The organism is Pseudomonas sp. NPDC086251, assembly GCF_044746405.1.
GTDB lineage: Bacteria > Pseudomonadota > Gammaproteobacteria > Pseudomonadales > Pseudomonadaceae > Aquipseudomonas.
Genome location: NZ_JBIVBY010000001.1, coordinates 722,149 through 739,292 on the forward strand (window position 1 = coordinate 722,149; position 17,144 = coordinate 739,292).

General features: G+C 58.7%; 16 protein-coding genes. 7 read left to right on the forward strand and 9 right to left on the reverse strand.

Annotation, left to right across the window (positions count from 1 at the left end; genetic code table 11):
* The first annotated feature begins 54 nt into the window (after positions 1–54).
* Both ACIPL2_RS03180 and ACIPL2_RS03185 read left to right on the forward strand, forming a co-directional pair.
* The gene (locus ACIPL2_RS03180) at positions 55–1,209 is read left to right on the forward strand and encodes a MalY/PatB family protein (protein ID WP_401352900.1); all 1,155 of its coding nucleotides are present in this window, start codon (positions 55–57) and stop codon (positions 1,207–1,209) included.
* Between the two features lie 212 nt (positions 1,210–1,421).
* Entirely contained in the window at positions 1,422–2,279 is an 858-nt protein-coding gene (locus ACIPL2_RS03185; RefSeq protein WP_401352901.1) for a glucose 1-dehydrogenase, read from the forward strand.
* Between the two features lie 45 nt (positions 2,280–2,324).
* Here the strand turns inward: ACIPL2_RS03185 and ACIPL2_RS03190 are convergent, their stop codons facing one another.
* Genes ACIPL2_RS03190 through ACIPL2_RS03200 form a run of 3 tightly spaced genes read right to left on the reverse strand, consistent with a single transcriptional unit; the run spans position 2,325 to position 3,811 of the window.
* Complete coding sequence (locus ACIPL2_RS03190; protein ID WP_401352903.1) at positions 2,325–2,774, reverse strand: DUF421 domain-containing protein; 450 nt, start codon at positions 2,772–2,774, stop codon at positions 2,325–2,327.
* A 7-nt stretch (positions 2,775–2,781) separates the two neighbouring features.
* Positions 2,782–3,300 carry a hypothetical protein gene (locus ACIPL2_RS03195; RefSeq protein WP_401352905.1) on the reverse strand — a complete coding sequence of 173 codons (519 nt, stop codon included), beginning with the start codon at positions 3,298–3,300 and terminating at the stop codon, positions 2,782–2,784.
* A complete protein-coding gene (locus tag ACIPL2_RS03200; protein WP_401352907.1) occupies positions 3,293–3,811 on the reverse strand; it encodes a CinA family protein in 519 nt (172 codons plus the stop codon). Before ACIPL2_RS03200 ends, ACIPL2_RS03195 begins: the two co-directional genes overlap by 8 nt.
* Before the next feature lie 171 nt (positions 3,812–3,982).
* Between ACIPL2_RS03200 and ACIPL2_RS03205 the strand changes: the two genes are divergently transcribed.
* The 3 genes from ACIPL2_RS03205 to ACIPL2_RS03215 all read left to right on the forward strand — a co-directional run bounded on the left by ACIPL2_RS03205 (position 3,983) and on the right by ACIPL2_RS03215 (position 6,466).
* Positions 3,983–4,594 carry a Yip1 family protein gene (locus ACIPL2_RS03205; RefSeq protein WP_401352909.1) on the forward strand — a complete coding sequence of 204 codons (612 nt, stop codon included), beginning with the start codon at positions 3,983–3,985 and terminating at the stop codon, positions 4,592–4,594.
* A 46-nt stretch (positions 4,595–4,640) separates the two neighbouring features.
* Positions 4,641–5,984 (forward strand): cation:proton antiporter, encoded by a 1,344-nt coding sequence (locus ACIPL2_RS03210; RefSeq protein ID WP_401352911.1) that lies wholly within the window; start codon positions 4,641–4,643, stop codon positions 5,982–5,984.
* A 188-nt stretch (positions 5,985–6,172) separates the two neighbouring features.
* A complete protein-coding gene (locus ACIPL2_RS03215) occupies positions 6,173–6,466 on the forward strand; it encodes a hypothetical protein (protein ID WP_401352913.1) in 294 nt (97 codons plus the stop codon).
* A 77-nt stretch (positions 6,467–6,543) separates the two neighbouring features.
* Here ACIPL2_RS03215 and ACIPL2_RS03220 read toward each other — a convergent pair whose 3' ends face one another.
* On the reverse strand, positions 6,544–7,767 hold the full coding sequence (locus ACIPL2_RS03220; RefSeq protein ID WP_401352914.1) for a zinc-dependent alcohol dehydrogenase: 1,224 nt from the start codon (positions 7,765–7,767) through the stop codon (positions 6,544–6,546).
* Positions 7,768–8,109: 342 nt separating this feature from the next.
* On the opposite strand from ACIPL2_RS03220, the gene ACIPL2_RS03225 reads away from it, so the two are divergent.
* On the forward strand, positions 8,110–8,586 hold the full coding sequence (locus ACIPL2_RS03225) for a hemerythrin domain-containing protein (protein ID WP_401352915.1): 477 nt from the start codon (positions 8,110–8,112) through the stop codon (positions 8,584–8,586).
* A 240-nt stretch (positions 8,587–8,826) separates the two neighbouring features.
* Here the strand turns inward: ACIPL2_RS03225 and ACIPL2_RS03230 are convergent, their stop codons facing one another.
* Positions 8,827–9,363, reverse strand: a complete 537-nt coding sequence (locus ACIPL2_RS03230; RefSeq protein WP_401353362.1) for a hypothetical protein — start codon at positions 9,361–9,363, stop codon at positions 8,827–8,829.
* A gap of 277 nt (positions 9,364–9,640) precedes the next feature.
* On the opposite strand from ACIPL2_RS03230, the gene ACIPL2_RS03235 reads away from it, so the two are divergent.
* Positions 9,641–9,886, forward strand: coding sequence for a hypothetical protein (locus ACIPL2_RS03235; protein WP_401352917.1), 246 nt, complete (start codon positions 9,641–9,643; stop codon positions 9,884–9,886).
* A 9-nt stretch (positions 9,887–9,895) separates the two neighbouring features.
* Here ACIPL2_RS03235 and ACIPL2_RS03240 read toward each other — a convergent pair whose 3' ends face one another.
* The 4 genes from ACIPL2_RS03240 to ACIPL2_RS03255 all read right to left on the reverse strand — a co-directional run bounded on the left by ACIPL2_RS03240 (position 9,896) and on the right by ACIPL2_RS03255 (position 16,910).
* The gene (locus ACIPL2_RS03240; RefSeq protein WP_401352919.1) at positions 9,896–11,818 is read right to left on the reverse strand and encodes a PAS domain S-box protein; all 1,923 of its coding nucleotides are present in this window, start codon (positions 11,816–11,818) and stop codon (positions 9,896–9,898) included.
* A 110-nt stretch (positions 11,819–11,928) separates the two neighbouring features.
* On the reverse strand, positions 11,929–12,837 hold the full coding sequence (locus ACIPL2_RS03245; protein ID WP_401352921.1) for a zeta toxin family protein: 909 nt from the start codon (positions 12,835–12,837) through the stop codon (positions 11,929–11,931).
* Positions 12,838–12,993: 156 nt separating this feature from the next.
* Positions 12,994–15,246 (reverse strand): ATP-dependent DNA helicase, encoded by a 2,253-nt coding sequence (locus ACIPL2_RS03250; RefSeq protein ID WP_401352923.1) that lies wholly within the window; start codon positions 15,244–15,246, stop codon positions 12,994–12,996.
* Positions 15,243–16,910 (reverse strand): VRR-NUC domain-containing protein, encoded by a 1,668-nt coding sequence (locus ACIPL2_RS03255; protein ID WP_401352925.1) that lies wholly within the window; start codon positions 16,908–16,910, stop codon positions 15,243–15,245. Before ACIPL2_RS03255 ends, ACIPL2_RS03250 begins: the two co-directional genes overlap by 4 nt.
* Between the last annotated feature and the right edge of the window lie 234 nt (positions 16,911–17,144).

The following is a 17,144-nucleotide window of genomic DNA, read 5'->3' on the forward strand; positions in this document are numbered from 1 at the left end:
GGCTTGGCGATTATCATGGCCGCCATAACTAACCCTGCTGTTACGAGACTGCGCATGACTTTCGATTTTGATCAGGTGTTCGATCGCCACCATACCGGCAGCACCAAATGGAGCCGTTACCCGGCCGACGTGTTGCCAATGTGGGTGGCCGACATGGATTTCGCCGCGCCGCCGGTGATCATCCAGGCCCTGCAAAAACGCCTGGAACACCCGATGATCGGCTACAGCGTGGCGCAGGACGACTTGCGCGAGGCCATCGTTGCCGATCTCTGGAACAAGTACGCCTGGCGCGTAGAGCCCCAGGCGCTGATCTTCCTGCCGGGCGTCGAATCCGGTTTCAACATGGCGCTGAAGGCGCTGGTCCAGCCGCAACAGAACGTGGTGGTGCAGGTTCCCAACTATCCGCCGCTGCGGCATGCACCGGGCCATTGGGGGTTGAACAAGGTTGAGCTGGATTTCGAAACACTGGCTGACGGCACCTATGCCACGCGGCTCGACGCCTTGCGCCAGTCCCTGGCCGGCGGCGGTGCCCTGCTGTTGAGCAACCCGCACAACCCGCTGGGCAAGGTGTTCCCTCGGGAAGAACTGCAAGCGGTGGCCGACATCTGCCTGGAGCAGGACGCCTGGATCATCTCCGACGAAATCCACGCCGAACTGTGCTTCGACGGACGCAAGCATGTGCCCATGGCAACGTTGAGCCCGCAGATTGCCCAGCGCACCATCACGCTGATGTCGGCGAGCAAGGCCTACAACATCGCCGGGTTGAAAACCTCGTTCATGATCATTGAGGACCGGTCCGTACGCGAGCGGGTCAACCACGCCCGTTGCGGCATGGTCGACAGCGTCAACCCGCTGGGCCTGGAAGCCACCCGCGTCGCCTACAGCAAAGGCGCTCCCTGGCTGGCCGAACTGATGACGTATCTGCAAGGCAACCGCGACTACCTGGTCGACGCCGTTCGCACCCGGTTGCCGGGCGTCACGATGAATGTGCCGCAGAGCACCTACCTGGCATGGCTCGATTGCTCAACGCTGGGGCTGGAGAATCCGCAGCAGTTCTTCCTCGAACACGCGAAAGTCGGGCTCAGCCCCGGCCTGGATTTCGGCGATCACAGCAAACAATTCGTGCGCGTGAATTTCGGCTGCCCACGGGCCTTGCTTGAAGAAGGTATTGCCCGCATGGAACGCAGCCTGCTCAACCTCAAGGCCTGATACATCTCCCTGTGGGAGCGGGCTTGCTCGCGAAGGCGGTGTGACAGTCAACATTGATATTGAATGTGACGGCCTCTTCGCGAGCAAGCCCGCTCCCACAGGGTAATCTGTTTGATTCAAGCGTTTCGACAGCCTCCGAAATCCAACCGAACTCAAGGCAAAACACCAGGGTCAACCCTTTGACTCTTCTGCCTTGAAACCGGAGATTTCCCATGAACGACTATCCAAAACCACCCTTCCCCAAACAACACCAGCCGGTCCCCGGCTCCCAGCAGAAAATGGACCCGTACCCGGACTGTGGCGAGCAGAGCTACACCGGCTCCGGCCGCCTGGAAGGCAAGATCGCCCTGATCACCGGCGGCGACAGCGGCATCGGCCGTGCGGTGGCCATTGCCTTCGCCCGTGAAGGCGCGGACGTGGTGGTCGCCTACCTCAACGAACATGAAGACGCCCGGGAAACCGCGCGCTGGGTCGAACAGGCCGGCCGTCAATGCCTGCTGTTGCCCGGCGATATTGCGCAGAAAGCGCAGTGCCAGGCGTTGGTCGACAAGACCGTCGAGCGCTTCGGCCGGATCGATATCCTGGTCAACAACGCCGCGTTCCAGAGGACCCACGAACACTTCGAAGACATCCCGGACGAAGAATGGGTGATGACGTTCGATGTGAACATCACGGCCATTTTCAGGATCTGTCAGGCCGCGCTCAAGCACATGCAGGCGGGCGGTTCGATCATCAACACCAGTTCGGTCAATTCGGACATGCCCAAGCCCACCCTCCTTCCTTACGCCACCACCAAGGGGGCGATTGCCAACTTCACCGCAGGCCTGGCGCAGATGCTCGGGCCGAAGAACATTCGGGTGAACTGCGTGGCGCCGGGGCCCATCTGGACGCCGCTGATCGTCTCGACCATGCCGGATGAAGAAGTGCAGAACTTTGGTGGCCAGACCCCGCTGGGACGGCCCGGCCAACCGGTTGAGGTGGCGCCGATTTATGTGCTGCTGGCCTCGGACGAAGCCAGCTACATCACCGGCCAGCGTTACGGCATTACCGGCGGCAAACCGATGCTCTGAGCCAGTCCTGAGGCCGCTGCCGCAGGCTGTATTTGAGCAGGGGCTTCACGACGGTTCTTGCGCTATCACTGAAATCTTGCCGTTGCGCTCAATGATCGCAAACTTGATCTGATCCAGGGTTTCGATGCCCTGGCTCGAGCGCGCGGCTTCCATGATGTCGGCCTCGACCAATCGCGCGTGGCGCAGGCGTTTGTGCAGCACCTTGCCGTTCTCGACGATGATCGTCGGCCCGCCATCGATCAGCTGCGAGACCCATTGCGAGCGCTGTTTGAGCAGCGACAGACCGACGTCGATGGCAATCAGCGTGACGATCACCAGCATCGAATTGGTCAGGGAAAAGTCATTGCCCAGCAACGCCTGTTGCGTCGCCTCGCCGATGATCATCAACAACACGAAATCGAAGGTCGTCAGCTCGGCCAGAGAACGTCGGCCAGCGATCTTGAACAGCACCATCAGCGCCAGATACATCGCCGCCGCGCGCAATACCGAGTCCATAGGTCACCTAAGGGAAAATGAATTGATCCAGGTTCACCGGCTGGGCGCCGGGCGATGCGATGCGGCTGCGAAACAGCCCCAGCCCATCACCGCGCAACGTCAGGTAGAGGTTGGCCTGGCCCTGAGCGTCGGTCTGCACCCACAGCTTCAAGCCTTGGCCGGCACTGATGGCGCGTACGGGTTGCGGTTGCAGGGTTTCGATGCTGAAGCCATCCAGCAGCGCGCCGTTCAGTTCCAGCTCGACCGTGGCATCGGGCGCACCGATCACGCTGATCTGCATCGGGTTGGACGAGCCGTTGCGGTGGAACATCTCGTACTGCACCCGGACCTTGCCATCGCCACCGTGAACGTCGCGGGTGCTCAGCGGCCCGTGTGAAAACAACCCGAGCAGCGCCAGTAAAATCAACAGCACCAAGGTGTACCAGCCCCAGCGCTCGAATCGCCAGACCTTGACCTGATACGCCATGTCTTCTCGCACGGGATAGTCGCGGCTGTGGAAATCGGTAGCGCCGGATTCATCATTCATGTTGCGTTCCCTGGCCTTGTTCACCGGCGATCGCCTGTTGATGGAAATGCGGCACCAGCTTCAACGCATGTTCCGCGGCCAATAACTGCACCTCGCAACGCGTGCCGGAAAACTGCTGTTGCTGGCTGAACACATGGCGGCCCCGCTCGGACTGATAGGCCCAGGCGAAACAAATGGTGCCCGCCGGAATGCCATCGACGTCTTCCGGACCGAGGATGCCGGTGGTTGCCACCGCGACGTTGGCCGTGCTGTCGCGCAGCGCGCCCAAGGCCATTTCCCGCGCGACTTCACAACTGGTCAGGTTGAAGGTGTCGATCGTCTCGGGGCTGACGTTGAGCAAGCGTTGCTTCGCCTCGGGGGAATAAACCACGTAGCCGCATTCGATCAACTCGCCGCTGTGCGGAACCTCTGCCAGCAGCGTGATGATTTTTCCGGCCGTACACGACTCGGCGGTGGTCAGCAGCAAGTCGTTTTGACGCAAATACTCGACCACGGATTGGCTGACGCTCATGGCAAATCATCCGCAACAGTGCAATTGCTCGGTTGACTCTGCGCGGCTGTAAACATTCCCTCTATCGGACTGTGTCTCGCTCAGGGCAGAAAAAAGTGAACCCCTGTCAAAACTCGCCCCTCAATACGTTTAGGGGCCCTGTCACGGGCCGCTCCAGATCAGGAGGCCGTCATGTCCGCACCTATCGTCAAGCTGTTTACCCAACCGAACTTCGCGTGGACGGATATCCGCAAGGAAGAAGAAGCGCATCCGCGTCACTACCTCGCTCACCTGTTGCTGCTCGCCTTGATCCCCGCCGTGTGCCTGTTTATCGGGACCACCTACGTCGGCTGGAGCCTGGCAGAAAACGAAACCGTCAAGCTCAGCAGCGCCAGCGCGCTGCAACTCTGCGTGTTGCTGTACGTGACCATCGTTGCCGGCGTGGCGCTGATGGGGCTGTTCATCCGCTGGATGTCGCGCACCTTCGACGCGCGGCCGACGGTCAATCAGTGCATCGGATTTGCGGCCTACACCGTAACGCCGTTTTTCCTCGCCGGTATTGCCGGGCTGTACCCGAGCCGTTGGCTGGCGATCACGGTACTGGGCGCCGCGTCGATCTATTCAACGTTTTTGCTGTTCGTCGGTTTGCCCACGTTCATGCACGAGCGCAAGGAGCAAGGCCTGTTGAACGCCGCTTGCGTCTGGGGCGTTGGGTTGTTGGTGCTGGTGACTATCCTGGTGGAAATGATCCTGGTCTGGTTCAACCTGCTATCGCCTGAATACCTGCGCGCGACTGTCGGTTGATTATCAGAGGCCCTGCATCGCGGCACCCATTCGGTGAGTATCAGGCATGAGCTTCATTTTATGGGTCGCGGTGTTGGGCGCCGTGCTGATGACGCTGGCGCTGACCTCCTCGTATCTGCGCTGGATGCCCGTGACCACGTCGGCGGTGTGCCTGGTGCTGGGCGTCGCCATCGGGCCTGCCGGGCTCGGTTTTTTGAAGCTGGACACGGGCGACGCCTCGATCTGGATGGAGCACCTGACGGAAGTCGCGGTGCTCTTTTCGTTGTTCGTCTGCGGTTTGAAACTGCGCTTGCCCCTCCAGGATAAAACCTGGCGAATTGCCTTCGGCCTGGCCGGTCCGGTGATGGTGTTGACCATTGCCGGTGTTTGCCTGCTGTTGCACTACGGCTTCGAGTTTTCCTGGGGCCTCTCAGTGTTGATCGGCTCGATCCTGGCGCCCACCGACCCGGTACTCGCGGCCCTGGTACAGGTCAACGACGCCCGGGATGACGACAGCGTGCGCTTCGGCCTGTCGGGTGAGGCCGGGCTCAACGACGGGGTCGCTTTTCCGTTTGTGATCCTTGGGTTGCTTCTGTTGCAGCACGATGGCAATCCTGGCTGGGTGAGTGACTGGGTGTTGCGCAGCTTGCTTTGGGCAGTTCCGGCCGGATTGCTCATGGGCTATTGGATGGGGCGCGGCATTGGCCGACTGACGTTGTCACTGCGGATCAAGAATGACGACAGCACCCTTTCCCCCAACGACTACCTCGCGCTGGCACTGATCGCGCTGGCCTATGTCGGGGCGGAAGCGATTCACGCCTATGGCTTTCTATCCGTGTTCGCCGCAGGCCTCGGCTTGCGTCAGGTCGAGGCCAAATCCAGCGGCCACACGCAGCCGCCCGCCGAACATCTGGTTCAGCCGGTGGTCGGTCATCAGAACGTCGAGCCGCAGCACGCCGTGCACGGCGATACCGAACACCTTGAAGACACCCAGGTCGCGGCGGGCATCATGATGGGCGACATGCTCGCCTTCGGCAGCCTGGTGGAACGGGCCATGGAAGTGTTCCTGGTGACGCTGCTCGGCGTGGTGCTGATGGCACACTGGGACTGGCGCGCGCTGGTGATCGCGGGCGTGTTGTTTCTCCTGATTCGACCGCTGTGCGTTATCGCCACGCCGTGGGGCCGGTTGCTCGACGGTCGGCAGCGCGTGTTGATTGGCTGGTTCGGCATACGCGGGATCGGCAGCCTGTTCTATCTGTTTTATGCGTTGAACCACGGGCTTGGCCAGTCGGTGGCGACCTTGTGCACCGACCTGACGCTGTCGGTGGTCGCCTTGAGCATCCTGCTCCACGGGGTCAGCACGCAACCGGTGCTTGCCCGGTATGAACGGCGGAAGAATCCAAATAATTGATTTTTGTGCCCGTATTTTTCGGGGACGAATTATCGATTTTTCGAACTCAAAAAATTGAAATTCTTCTGTAATCCAGCCTGTCACACGTTTAATCCCGCCTCGCAGTTGTTCGGCGGGACTCGCCGGAATCGACGCCGCTTTGGCCTCGAAACCTGTTAAACGGGACCTCGAATAATAAGGTACTGGTCATGATTCAATACTCCACCTCCGAGCAAATCAAAGCCTGCCGGGCATTCGCTCTGGAGCGTAATCGTCAGATGTTCGAAGAAGCCCAGGCGCTGAGCCGCAGCGCGTTTGAGTTACTGGAGAGCGGCAAAATGGACGGGGAGTTGTTTGATCGCTATCAGGCGATGCGCAGGAAAGCTGATTTGAAGTTCGGGGAAGCGATCGAGCATTTGCGCTTACTCAACGAAGAGTTTCCACCCATTCCAATGTCCAACCAGCGCTCGGACGAAGTGCGTCAACACGAAAGCAGGGTTTAGATCGCTTTTCGCAGGAGCCAGGCTTGCCGGCGAAGTCGTTGTTGATAACGCCTTCGCCGGCAAGCTTGGTTGCGTATTTACAACGCCGGAATCGGGGTGACTTCCAGGCTCTCGGTCACCGGGACATCGCTCGAGCCGGGCGTGAGGATGACTTTGCGGCACTCCTCCTCTTTCTTGTCGAAAATCCTGTAGCCCTCGGCCACCTGCTCCAGTGACAGGCGGTGCGTGATGATCGCCTCCGGTTGCAGGCGCCCGGTTTCAATGTGCCCGAGCAATTCCGGCAGGTAACGCTGCACATGGGTCTGGCCCATTTTGAACGTCAGGCCTTTGTCGAACGCATCACCGAACAGGAAGCCGTGAATAAACCCGGAGTAAACGCCCGGCACACTGACCACGCCGCCACGGCGTACGGCAGCAATACACTGGCGTAAGGCTTTGCCGCTGCTGCCTTCGAGTTTCAGGGTGGCGAGCAGCGTTTCCGTGGTGCTGCCCTTGGCTTCGAACCCCACGGCATCGATCACCGCGTCCACGCCGCGACTGCCCGCGGTCTGGCGGATGATGGTGTCGGCCGGGTCATCGTCGTCATCAAAATTGATCGGGATGACACCATAGGTGCGTTGGGCATACGCCAGTCGATAGTCGTGATGGTCAACCATGAAAATCTGCTCGGCCCCCACCATCTTCGCGCACGCCGCACTCAATAACCCCACGGGGCCGGCACCGTAGATCGCAATGCTTGAGCCCGGCCCGATCCCGCTGTTCAGTACGGCCTGCCACGCCGTCGGCAGGATGTCCGACAGGAACAGCACCTTCTCGTCCGCCAGCAGACCTGGAACCTTGAACGGACCGGTGTTGGCCTTGGGCACCCTGACCAGTTCTGCCTGCCCGCCCGGAATGCCGCCATACAAACGGCTGAAACCGAACAATGCAGCAGGCGGTGGAATGGCCTTTTTGTTGACGATCGCGCCACGGCCGGTGTTGGTGGTTTCACAGCTGGCGTACAGCTCGTTCTGACAAAAGAAGCAGTCGCCACAGGCAATCACGAACGGGATGACGACCCGATCACCGCGTTGCACGGCGGTGACGGCCGAGCCGGTTTCCTCGACGATGCCCATGAACTCATGACCAAAGATATCGCCATGTTCCACGGTCGGAATCTTGCCTCGGTACAGGTGCAAGTCCGAGCCGCAGATGGCGGTGGCGGTCACGCGCAAAATGATGTCGTCAGGCGCTTCAATAGTGGGGTCGGGTACGGTTTCGATTTTTACATCATGGGCTCCGTGGTAAGTCATCGCACGCATGGCGGCATCCTCGTGGGTCAATAAAGACAGCGGTTGTCTGTATTAAGGGAGCGAGGCCGAACCGTGAGTTCAGTCGCATGAGCGGCGAATCTGATCAATGGTCGAACGGGTCAATCGTCGTTGCCGAAGGGGTAAAACGCGATCCTGCGAACTGCATGAGTCAAATTCCGGACTCATGCAGCCTGCATGACCGCAGTTCGCCATCAGCGCATTTAACGTATTGATATTCAAGGATGTTTTAGAAGGAAGAAACCCGGCACGACAAATGCTCAAGGACTATCAGCGACTTTCGGCCTTGAGACCGTTCGCGCTCATCCCCGTGACTATTTGAGAGATTCGACCATGAACGCCATAGACCTGTTGAAAGCCGATCATGAACGCGTAAAAGGCATCCTGACCCAGTTGAGCGAATCCACCGAGCGTGGTGTGAAGAAACGCACCGAGTTGCTCGCCAAGCTGGAAATGGAGATTACGATTCATACCCGTCTGGAAGAAGAAGTGTTGTACCCGGCGTATAAAAAGGCGGGAGGCAAGGAACAGGACGTCATGTATTACGAGGCCAAGGAAGAGCACCGCACCGTTGATTCGCTGGTGCTGCCGGACCTGAAAGTGACTGATCCGTCCACTCCGGAATTTGCCGGTCGGGTGAAAGTGGTCAAGGAGTTGCTGGAACATCACATTGAAGAGGAAGAAACGGAGATGTTTCCTCAGGCCAAGAAGCTGTTGGGGAAAGCGACGCTGGAAGAGTTGGGGGCGCAGATGGAGAGCTTGAAGGCGCAGTACAAGAAGGAAATGAGTGCGGCTAATTTGGCGGCTTGATGCATTTTGGCTTGGGTCGGGTGTATATCCGCTTCTTCGATAACGGCTGTTACTGGTTTCGAAGCTAACGCTCGACCTAGCCCCGTGTAGGAGCGAGCCTGCTCGCGAAGGACGTTAACGATGACGCGTTTCCACAGGATAAACGTGGTGCCTGTGGGTCCATCGCGAGCAAGCTCGCTCCTACAGGGGACGGTGTTTTTTTTGAGTTTGCCATGCCCCGGAGGCCAATCCCGATCCGCATCACCCACCAGGATTAGTCACCTGAATAAAAACCGCATAGCCCCCCAACAACACCCAAAAAGTCGCAAAAATCCACGGCGTGCGCACCGAAAACAACAGCGATTTCCGATACCCCTTATGCGAAGACTCCATCTCGCTAAACAACGGCGATTCGTCATAAGCAAGCCCCATCAAAGGTTCGCTACGCAACAACTCACTCTGCTTGAAATGCCAGTGATCAATGATGTCATACGCCGCGCGAATACCCGGCCAGGCATTGAGCGAACTGAGCAGCCCCAACAGCGCCAGGAATGGCGGCACCACCAGCGTGAAAAGCTTCCCCCACTCAGGGTTGAGGTTCGACATGCAGGATGCGAAAGCAATCACCAGAAACGACTGTGCCGCCAGATAGGCATCAGTGCGATTAGCCAGAATGCTGGTTTCGTACTGGATTTCCCGGCGGTAGAAATCCAGGCGTTCCTTGGGCGACCCGAACATCTTGGCGTTGTGTTCGGTCAGGGCTTCTTCGGCCGGGGTTTCGGTCAGTATTCTTGGCACAGGCGTCACGCATGGGAGGGAAAACGTTTAGAAGAAGCGTCAACCGACAAGTTCAGCTGGATTTCAACGCGCCCATGCCATTCCCTGTAGGAGCGAGCTTGCTCGCGATGGTCTTGAATGCACCGCGTTTCGCCTGATTAGACGCGTCATCGTTGACGATCTTCGCGAGCGAGCTCGCTCCTACAGGGGGCGGTTGTTTGAATCAGGCATTGCCGAAGGCGAACAGACCCTCACCACCGTGGTCCCTCAGATAACGGTCTGATGTTAAGGAGCGGAGATGGACTACCTCGATTGGGTGCAATGGCCAGCGATGCTGGTCACGGTGATGGCGGCGTGGTTGATCGGTTCGCGGCAACCTTCAAGCCGGGTGTCAGGCTTCATCTGCTTTATGGTCAGCAATATTTTGTGGGTGATCTGGGGTTACCACACCCACGCCTACGCCCTGATCGTGTTGCAGTTTTGCCTGTGTGCCGTGAATTTACGCGGTTTCAAGAAGAACGCAGGAGTCAGCACTGAACAGTGAGCGCGTCCGTCATTTCATGGCCGAGGCAATAATTTCCACCAGATGGAGTTGGTTATAGGGCTTGGACAACCGTGGGAGGCTGGTCGCGAAGCCTTCCAGCCGCTCGGCGTAACCGGTGGCGAGAATGATCGGTACGTCCGGCTTCATGTTCCGGATGGTCTGCGCCAATTGCGCACCACTCATCTGCGGCATGGCCATGTCCGTGATGACCAGGTCAATATCGTGCTCCTTCTCGAACAATTCCAGTGCCTGTGCGCCGGATGCCGCACTGATTACCCGATGACCGAGGTCCTCAAGCAACAGGCTGGTGCTCGTCAGTACCAAACTGTCGTCATCCACCACCAACACGCACAGACGAGGCACCTTCACGGCAGGTTTCTCTTCGGCGACCATTTTGTCGCACGGGCCGCCAGTCGCGACAGGCAACCAAAGTTCGGCGGTGGTACCGTGGTCCTTCTGACTCTTGAGTAAGAATCGCCCACCCAGCTGTTCGACAAAACCGTGAACCATCGACAGCCCCAGGCCCGTGCCTTTGCCGACTCCTTTGGTGGTGAAGAACGGGTCCATCGCCGAAGCCAGCGTCGTGGCATCCATGCCCTCCCCGGTATCGGTAACACTCAAGCAGACATAACGCCCGGCAACCAGGGACCACCTGCTCGGGTCGTCGACTTCTTCGGTGCGGGTGCTGATGACAATTTTCCCACCATGAGGCATGGCGTCTCGGGCGTTGGTGGCCAGATTCAGCACCGCCAATTCGAGCTGATTGAGGTCGGCCAGGACGGGTTCGAGCTCCGGCGAAAAATCAGTTTCGAGTGTCACTGAAGGCCCAAGGGAGCTGCGCAACAGTCCGCTGATCCCTTGCACCAGTTCGGGTATATCAACCGATTCGGCCTTGAGCTCCTGCCGCCGGGCAAAAGCCAACATACGTTGGGTCAGGGATACGCCACGCAAGGCCCCCTGAGTCGCGTTGTCGAGCAGTCGGGTGATTTTTGGATCTTCCCCCACGCGTTTGCGGACGATTTCCAGATTACCCAGAATGACCGTCAGCAAATTATTGAAGTCGTGGGCAATACCGCCGCTGAGTTGGCCGATGGCCTGCATCTTCTGCGCCTGGAACAGCGCTTCACGGGTTTGCTCGAGGGTCTGCTGTGCCAATGTCGCTTCGGTGATATCTCGGGTGATCTTGGCAAAACCGAGCAGCGTGCCGGTATCGCCCCAGATCGGGTCGACCACGACATGCGCCATGAATCGCGTACCGTCCTTGCGTACCCGCCAGCCCTTGTTTTCGAAGCGCCCTTCACGCACAGCAATGTCCAGCGTCCGTTTTGGCTCGCCAGCCTCGCGGTCTTCCGGGGTATAGAACATCGAAAAGTGCTGGCCGATGACCTCTTCGGGCAAGTAGCCCTTGATGCGTTGCGCCCCCTGGTTCCAGTTAGTCAGACGACCATCCGGGGCGAGCATGTAGATCGCGTAGTCGGTGACGCTCTGCACCAGCAGGCGAAACTGCTGTTCGCTTTGCTTGAGAATTTCTTCGGCCATCTTGCGGTCGGTCAAATCACGAGTGATCTTGGCAAACCCGAGCAACTTGCCCGACGGGTCGATAATCGGATCGATCACCACGTGGCACCAGAAATGCGTGCCGTCCTTGCGAACGCGCCAGCCTTCGCCCTCGAAACGCCCCTCCCGAATGGCCGTATCCAGCGCGCGTTGGGGCAAACCGGCCAAACGATCCTCTTCGGTGTAGAACTGCGAGAAGTGCTGGCCGAGAATTTCCGCCTCCTCATACCCCTTGAAACGCCGCGCACCCGCGTTCCAGCTGGTAATGATTCCATCGGGATCAATCATGTAGATCGCGTAGTCAATCACAGCATCGATCAACAGGCGAAACCGACTGTCATCGATGGCTGTGGTTTTGGTCCGATCTTCGATCATTGATATCTCACGTCAGCATTGTTTTTCAGGAGTATGCGACAAACCGCCAATTTGAAAAGCCGAATCATCAGCGGTTTGTCTTACGGAATATCTAATCTTGACGCTGGGTGTTAGCGGTACACGTATTTAACGATATAGGCGTACAGGTCGTTGTAGACAAAATCAGGCACCTGGTTGGCAAATGTCCCGGTCTTGAGCAACGCCAGGTGGCACTCTTTGACCATCTCGTCTCGCTCCGGCATGGAGTAGACGTGATTATTGATGATGGTGCTGTAGGCACTGTAACTGTAGGGCGCGGCGGTAGAGTTGATGGTCAACTCCCCGTTAGCGTCTTTGGAGTATGAGCTATGTGCTCGTAAAGTCCGTTCATTCAATGCGCCCAAACCGCGCTCGTACAAAAATAGCTGTGAACCGCTGACCGCTTTGGCGACTGTCTCGAACGCGAGGATAATCGCCTGAGCGTTACTCATGCTCGATTCCAGTGCCGAATAACTGACAAATCGCTCCAGTTCTTGTTTCTCCAGACTCCTCAGGGCCCGTTTGATGCTCGACAGGTGCGCAAACGCCTGGTTACAGCCCACGATGTGAGCTTCAAGCTGGTAGCCGGCGGGTATGGCATACGACGCAAGCCCGGCAAAATCGATGCTGTCGAACGCGCACTCCATGATGATGTTGTATTTGCGCGTGAACGCTGCCTCGAAGACCTTGCCGCTGACCTCACGGATAAACGCTTCCGTATGCTGGTACGCGTGCAAAACACCAAGCTTGATCATCTCGGCGTACTGAGGGTGTTTCTCCCGGTATTCGGGCAGGTACAGACGTACATAATTGCTGTAACGGCTCGACGGCAACAGGCTCTTTTCCAGCAGATAGGTTTTACCTGAGCCCTGCAGCCCCGCGGGGACCAGCAACTTGGGTGGTGTTTCGGCCGTTTTGCCACTGAACAGTGTGGCGGTGATTTCGTTGAACGCTGCGGTGACGTCTTCCGGGGTGTAAGCGTAAATCGGTGCTTGTGACATACCTTGATTTCCTTATCAAAGACGCGGGTAAAAGTGATACCCCGCCCTTTGAATAAAGCCCCCTCACCCGGTTTATTCAAATGAGTGTGTCTTTCAAGATATGTCGCTGTTTTTTAAGTAAAAGATCCTACTCGACTGTGGGAAAAAAGCCACCCTTCAAACTGACCACCAGCGTGGCAGCAACTGCTTGACCTTACTTTCGCCAAATCGGTCATCGATCAACATCACCACCCCTTGATCCTGCTGGGTGCGGATCACTCGTCCGGCGGCCTGCACCACTTTTTGCACCCCTGGAAACAGATAGGTGTAGTCGTAGCCGGCACCAAAAATCGCCGCCATGCGGTGTTTCAGTTGTTCGTTGACCGGGTTGAGCTGCGCCAGCCCCAGGGTGGCAATGAACGCACCGATCAGTCGCGCGCCGGGCAAGTCGATGCCTTCGCCAAACGCCCCGCCGAGTACCGCAAACCCGACGCCCTGACTGTCGGCGGTGAACTGATCGAGAAAGTCCTGGCGCTGCCCTTCCGCCATGCCTCGGGACTGCGCCCACAGATTGATGTGCGGATGTTTCTCGGCCAGCAACTGCGCCACTTGCTGCAAGTAATCGAAGCTACTGAAAAACGCCAGGTAGTTGCCGGGGCGCTGAGTGAATTGCCGGGCAATCAGTTCGACAATCGGCGCGAGGGAGGACTGGCGATGGACGAACCGCGTGGAGATCTGGCTGACGATGTGCACCTGCAGCTGGTCGGCATGAAACGGTGACTCCACGTCAATCCACACCGTGCTCGGCGGTGTCCCCAACAGATCGGCGTAGTAATGGCGAGGGCTCAAGGTCGCGGAAAACAGCACGGTGCTGCGCGCGGCGGTCAGGCGCGGGCGGATGAAACCGGCGGGCACCACGTTGCGCAGGCACAACTGCGACAGGTTGCGCTTGCGGTCGAGGTCGCGCTTGCTGATGTCGAACAGGAACTGCTCATCGAAGAGTTCAGCCACCCGGCAGAATTGCAGCATGTCGAAATAGAACGTCTGCAAGGCACTGTCCAGGCCCTGCGGATGATCGTTCAGGTAATCGCCGATGCTGGCGCTGCATGAAGACAGCGCCTGGAGCAGTTTTTCCGGGCCTTTGTCGTACGCCTGATAGGCGCCGAGTTGCAGGTTATGCAGGGCGTTCCACTCACGGTTGACCCGTTGCAGGGATTTTTTCAATGGCTCGGGCGCGGTTTTACGCAACGCGTTGAGCGTCGACTGGTCGAGGCTGGCGCTGTACATCTGCCGGCCGCGTTCCACCAGATTGTGCGCCTCGTCCACCAGCACCGCGACTGTCCAGTTGTTGGCCTGGGCCAACCCGAACAGCAGTGCACTGAAGTCGAAGTAGTAGTTGTAATCGGCGACCACCACGTCCGCCCAACGGGCCATTTCCTGGCTCAGGTAATAGGGGCAGACGTCGTGCTTCAGGGCAACCTCGCGCAACGCGCTCTGGTTCAACAGGCTCAGTTCGCTGGCCGCCTGGCGAGCGGCCGGCAAGCGATCATAGAAGCCTTGAGCCAACGGACAGGATTCGCCGTGGCAGGCCTTGTCCGGATGTTCGCAGGCCTTGTCACGGGCAATCATTTCCAGAACACGCAATGGCGGCGCCTCGGCGCTGTCGAGGATCACCTGTGCAGCGTCCAGCGCCAGTTTGCGCCCCGGGGTTTTCGCCGTGAGGAAGAACACCTTGTCCAGCCGTTGCGGTGCCAGAGCCTTGACCATCGGAAACAGCGTCCCCACGGTTTTGCCGATCCCGGTGGGCGCCTGAGCCATCAGGCAACGACCGGTGCTGACCGCCTTGAACACCGACTCCGCCAGATGACGCTGCCCCGGCCGAAAATCGGCATGGGGAAACGCCAACTGTTGGGCCGCCTTGTTACGTGCGTCGCGATGGGCCATTTCCTGCTCGGCCCAGTGCAGAAACCGCGCGCAATGGTGCTCGAAGAACTGCCCCAGTTCTTCGGCACTGAAGGCTTCGGCCAGGCAGGTTTCCTTTTCGCTGACGATGTCGAAGTACACCAGGGCCAGATTGATCTGCGCCAGATCGAGTTTCCGACACATCAACCAGCCGTAGATTTTCGCCTGCGCCCAGTGCAATTGCCGATGGTTGGCCGGTTGCTTGCTCAAGTCGCCGCGATAGGTTTTGACTTCTTCCAGGCAGTTTTGCACGGGGTCGTAGCCGTCTGCCCTGCCCTTGACTTGCAACGTTTGATACTGGCCCTCAAGTGCGACTTCACTCTGATAGCCGTCGCTGCGCCGGGACGCGACCGTGCGGTGCCCGACGATACCTTCCAGTGCGGTTGGCGACGGGGTAAAGCGCAGGTCGAGGTCGCCGACCTTGGCGGTGAATTCACACAGCGCCCGCACCGCAATGCTGTAGCTCAAGCGCTCTGCTCCGCCCATTGCACGTAGCACACGGCAATCGGCATGTGGTGTTCATGGCAGAACTCCAGCCAGCGTAATTGATTGTCTTGCAAGCGATCGCCGGGGCCTTTGACTTCGATCATGCGGTAGGTCTTTTGCTGCGGCCAGAACTGGATCAGGTCCGGCATGCCGGCGCGATTGGCCTTGATGTCCAGCAGCAGGCGATTGAACCAGTGCTTGAGGTGTTCGGCCGGCAGGCAGTCGAGCGCCTGATCCAGCAAGTCCTCGCTCAACGCGCCCCAGAACACGAACGGCGATTGCACGCCCCACTTGGCGGCATAGCGTTCACGAATGGTCTGGCGGTAACGCCCGTCGTCGAGTTCAGCCAGGCAACGCTGGAACAGTTCAGCACGGCGAGCATGAAAGTCTTCATTGAGCAGATCCACTGGCCCGCGCTGGAACGGGTGGAAAAACGCGCCCGGCAGCGGGGCGAAGATTGCTGGCCAGCACAGCAGTCCGAACAGCGAGTTGATCAGGCTGTTTTCGACGTAGTGCACCGGCGCCGATTCTTCCGCCAGGTGCGCCTGAACGTAATACTCCACCGACAGCGCCAGGTCGGTCCGGGGCAATTGCAGGTCCAGGCGCAGCATTTCCCGTGGTGACGAGCGCTTCATCGCCGGGCCGCCGAGCTTGCGCCGCAGCCTGGGCAACACACGTAGCAATTGCTGCTGTTCAGCAGCGCTTTCCGGCGCTTGCTCGGCATGGGTGGCCAGGTCCATGGCGAGCGAATACTCACCGCAACGTTCCAGCACGCGAATCAACCGCAGGCGCGCGCCGGGATAGGCGCATTCACGGTAGATGGTCAGGGCGTTAGGGAAATCCGCGATTCGCTCGCAATACTGTCCGATCTGGAACAACAACTTGCCGCGACGCCTTTGCAGCCACGGGTTGCTCAATGCCAGCCCGTTGATCTGCTCGACAATACCCGCCACCGCTTCACCGGCCTCGAAACGTTGCTGACAGTGGTGAAGAAAGAGGCAGGCGTCGACGTCGTCGCGGCTGCGCAAACCTCGCGATTCGGCGCAGAACTCGACTTTTTCGTAGGTGAAGATGCCAAGATCGGCCAGCACAAACTCTGACCAATCCTGGTAAAGATTGCCGAAAAACATCAGGCGCAGCCGGTCGCACAGGCCCATGATGGTCAGGCTGAACAATCGCTCGTCCAGGGTCGGGCACCAGTTCGCGAAAGCCTGAGCGTCGGGAAACCGTTCGCTCAGTGTCGGCAGCCAATCGGTCTTTTTGCCTTTGGGCTGATCGATGGCCGCACCAAAACACTGGAGGATTTCTGCCTTGAGCAGCACCTCGAACAGCGTCTCGATCGACAGCGCTGACTGTTCGTCAATCCAGCCCAGGGCCAGCAATGGCTCGGCGGCCAGGCCAATGTCGCCGATCTCGACGTAATGCAGTTTGCTCGCCCTGAAGTGAATGCCCTTGCGCATCACCATTCTGACCAGCAGCGCTCGGGATTCGCGGGGCAACTGGTGGAAATCACGGATGAAGCGTTGCTCCTCTATACTCAACACATCGGCATAGCGATGCTCAAGCCAATCAAGCACTTGCATGAAGTTGTTCAAGTAATAGAACGGATCGTCGAGGGGATTTGCAGTCACAGGAAAATGGGCCATGGCGAGCGAGTACTGGTTATGCGTACAGATACCAGCTACACCCCATCTGGTGCAAATGGAAAAGGATAAGCGGCGGCTCGTCATATCGCTCAGTTAAGCGCGTTCGGCTGTGAAGCAGTCGTGAAATCAGGCGATGCGTTCTTTCAGGACTACCTCGCGCTGAGGTTTTACGGCTGCTGCGCAGCCGATCGCAGCCTCGCAAGCTCGACAGCTCCTACAAAAAGTGTGTCGGGC

Coding starts and splice junctions, on each gene's coding strand:
- ACIPL2_RS03180 (WP_401352900.1), top strand. CDS start 55: ATGACTTTCGATTTTGATCAGGTGTTCGATCGCCACCATACCGGCAGC.
- ACIPL2_RS03185 (WP_401352901.1), top strand. CDS start 1,422: ATGAACGACTATCCAAAACCACCCTTCCCCAAACAACACCAGCCGGTC.
- ACIPL2_RS03190 (WP_401352903.1), bottom strand. CDS start 2,774: ATGGACTCGGTATTGCGCGCGGCGGCGATGTATCTGGCGCTGATGGTG.
- ACIPL2_RS03195 (WP_401352905.1), bottom strand. CDS start 3,300: ATGAATGATGAATCCGGCGCTACCGATTTCCACAGCCGCGACTATCCC.
- ACIPL2_RS03200 (WP_401352907.1), bottom strand. CDS start 3,811: ATGAGCGTCAGCCAATCCGTGGTCGAGTATTTGCGTCAAAACGACTTG.
- ACIPL2_RS03205 (WP_401352909.1), top strand. CDS start 3,983: ATGTCCGCACCTATCGTCAAGCTGTTTACCCAACCGAACTTCGCGTGG.
- ACIPL2_RS03210 (WP_401352911.1), top strand. CDS start 4,641: ATGAGCTTCATTTTATGGGTCGCGGTGTTGGGCGCCGTGCTGATGACG.
- ACIPL2_RS03215 (WP_401352913.1), top strand. CDS start 6,173: ATGATTCAATACTCCACCTCCGAGCAAATCAAAGCCTGCCGGGCATTC.
- ACIPL2_RS03220 (WP_401352914.1), bottom strand. CDS start 7,767: ATGCGTGCGATGACTTACCACGGAGCCCATGATGTAAAAATCGAAACC.
- ACIPL2_RS03225 (WP_401352915.1), top strand. CDS start 8,110: ATGAACGCCATAGACCTGTTGAAAGCCGATCATGAACGCGTAAAAGGC.
- ACIPL2_RS03235 (WP_401352917.1), top strand. CDS start 9,641: ATGGACTACCTCGATTGGGTGCAATGGCCAGCGATGCTGGTCACGGTG.
- ACIPL2_RS03240 (WP_401352919.1), bottom strand. CDS start 11,818: ATGATCGAAGATCGGACCAAAACCACAGCCATCGATGACAGTCGGTTT.
- ACIPL2_RS03245 (WP_401352921.1), bottom strand. CDS start 12,837: ATGTCACAAGCACCGATTTACGCTTACACCCCGGAAGACGTCACCGCA.
- ACIPL2_RS03255 (WP_401352925.1), bottom strand. CDS start 16,910: ATGGCCCATTTTCCTGTGACTGCAAATCCCCTCGACGATCCGTTCTAT.